Below are 1359 nucleotides of genomic sequence, written 5' to 3'. Positions count from 1 at the left end.
AGATGAAAAATGAGGCCGCCATTATCGCCTGGCGCTCCAGGTGCCTCCTCATGTGTAACGCAGCTTTGAACCTCGCCCCTTCTTCAAGCAAGACGAGCCCAAAGGAGAGTGGAAAATCGCCTGCGCGCAGCTTTTCATTTCCACGCACAATTTTGAATTTTTCTCGCTTCTTCGCGAATTGCCAGCGAAGAGCAAAAGACGCTACTTCCAAACAAAGAAACTGTCACCGACTGTTTCAACGTTCACGAATCTCCCATCCTCGATCCTCAAATATTCTTCGGAATATCACTATCTTTTTAGCGTGGTTCACAACTTCCACAATAGCGCGGACAAAGGCGAGTTGGAAACATTGCTCTCTGTGCCGAACGCAGTGCGGCGATTTGTGGAGCTTTATAGCTACGCCCGCATCCCGCACTTCGTCGACGGAACCGTCGATCAGCGCGTCGACACCTTGTTTGGAAAGGAGAAGTCGAAACGAATTCTCAAAGTATTGCATTATTTCAGGGCGGTTTCAAGGGTGAAGCGCAACAGCGGGATTAATGTTTAGAGCTTTGAGGTTGACTTGCTGATGCGAGGGTCGCGGCGAAGACCTCGAGTGGTGAATGGAAGTTGTGAGTTGCACGAGGCCGGCTATTCAGACTGTCGGCGATGGCGTCGAGTTCGTCCTGACTGTAGACCGATAGGTCGGTGCCTTTGGGCAGATACTGTCGCAGCAGCCCGTTGGTGTTTTCGCAAGTGCCGCGTTGCCAGGGACTGTGCGGGTCGCAAAAGTACACGTTCACGCCGGTTGCGGCCGTGAGCTCCTTGTGGCGCGACATTTCTTTGCCCTGGTCATAAGTGAAGCTCTGCCGCAGTGGCGCGACAATCGAATTGAGTTTGGCGGAGAAGCCTGCCAGCGCCGAAGCTGCGGTGGCGTCTTCCATCTTTGCGAGCAGCACCAGGCGGCTGGTCCGTTCAACCAGAACGCCGACCGAGGACTGGTTGCCCGCGCCCTTGATGAAGTCGCCTTCCCAGTGTCCGGGCAGCAGTCGGTCCTCGATTTCGGGCGGCCGCACATGAATACTGACCATGTCGGGAATCTGTCCGCGTCGGTCTGTGCCGCGTGTACGCGGCATGCGCGTGCTGTGACCATGGCGCAGGCAGGCAATGAGCTGACGGCGCAGTTCGCCGCGCGGCTGGGCGTAGATGGCCGTGTAGATGGTTTCGTGCGAAACCTGCTGGGTCGGGTCGGTCGGATACATACGTTTCAGTGTGCCCGATATCTGCTGGGGTGACCATTTCCGGCGAGGTTCAAAGCTGCGTTACACATGAGGAGGCACCTGGAGCGCCAGGCGATAATGGCGGCCTCATTTTTCATCT

The 1359-nt window shown here is 56.0% G+C and carries 2 protein-coding genes and 1 pseudogene; 1 reads left to right on the top strand and 2 read right to left on the bottom strand.

Features of this window, described 5'->3' with window-relative positions; genetic code table 11:
• Positions 1-211, bottom strand: a 211-nt coding sequence (locus EVC45_RS46445) for a hypothetical protein (protein ID WP_211193608.1), incomplete at its 3' end; no start/stop codon positions are given.
• Here EVC45_RS46445 and EVC45_RS44665 point away from each other — a divergent pair.
• On the top strand, positions 179-547 hold the full coding sequence (locus EVC45_RS44665) for an AAA family ATPase (RefSeq protein ID WP_248295546.1): 369 nt from the start codon (positions 179-181) through the stop codon (positions 545-547). The genes EVC45_RS46445 and EVC45_RS44665 overlap by 33 nt on opposite strands.
• Here the strand turns inward: EVC45_RS44665 and EVC45_RS44660 are convergent.
• Positions 537-1286: pseudogene (locus tag EVC45_RS44660) on the bottom strand (IS30 family transposase); the annotation flags it as partial. The gene EVC45_RS44665 and the pseudogene EVC45_RS44660 sit on opposite strands and share 11 nt — an antisense overlap.
• Positions 1287-1359: the final 73 nt, after the last annotated feature.

Origin of the sequence: Paraburkholderia sp. UYCP14C, assembly GCF_004197395.1 — a bacterium.
Lineage (GTDB): Bacteria > Pseudomonadota > Gammaproteobacteria > Burkholderiales > Burkholderiaceae > Paraburkholderia.
This window is presented reverse-complemented; position numbering and strand designations above follow the sequence as displayed.